The 786-nt window shown below is 53.1% G+C and carries 1 protein-coding gene; it reads left to right on the forward strand.

Annotation, left to right across the window (positions count from 1 at the left end; all coding sequences use genetic code 11):
• Positions 1-109: 109 nt before the first annotated feature.
• The coding region (locus V6E55_RS25550; RefSeq protein ID WP_316936929.1) for an IS630-like element ISAhy2 family transposase at positions 110-786 on the forward strand (677 nt) is incomplete at its 3' end.

Here is a 786-nt window from a genome sequence, read left to right on the forward strand (position 1 = left end):
CTAAATAGCTGTTCCGAATAGTAGATCACCGGAGGAAGGGAACTCAGTCCAGTTTGTGCGATCTGATTAGTCGCTAAACAAAACAAGCCACACCCAAAGGACTGAGTTGATGCCTATCCTACCACCTCTGCCACGACCACAACGGCGCCGCATTCACAAAATCATCCATGCCACCCGTGATAAAGGACATGCTCGTCGCTTGATGGCCATCTTGCTGTTACATGAAGGACGCACGATCACCGATGTTCATCACCTTACCGGCGCTGCGCGCTCGACCATCGGTCGTTGGCTTCGGTGGTATCGAGATGAAGGCATAGATGCGCTAGAAGCCTTACCGGCTGGCCGTGCCCCAGTCTTACCTATCGCCAAGATTGTCACCTTACTGGTGCTGCTCATGCAGTTTTCTCCGCAAGATTTTGGTTATCAGCGCAGCCGTTGGTGTACTGAACTATTGGCTATAAAAATCAATCGGTTAACAGGGCTCAATGTGGCAGCCTCCACGCTCCGCCGATGGTTACCTCGTATGGGCATTGTCTGGCGCAGGCCCGTGCCGACCTTGCGGATAAAAGACCCAGCCTATCAGGAAAAAATGGCGAATATCGACGCCGCGCTGGCCCGCTGTGATGCCGATAATCCGGTGTTTTATGAGGATGAAGTCGATATAGACCTCAATCCCAAATTAGGAGCCGACTGGATGTTCAGAGCGCAGCAAAAGCGGGTTGTCACACCGGGGCAGAATGCCAAGCATTATCTGGCAGGCGTTCTCCACGCAGGCAACGGAAGGGT

It is taken from the genome of Enterobacter sp. 342, from assembly GCF_036663495.1.
GTDB lineage: Bacteria > Pseudomonadota > Gammaproteobacteria > Enterobacterales > Enterobacteriaceae > Enterobacter.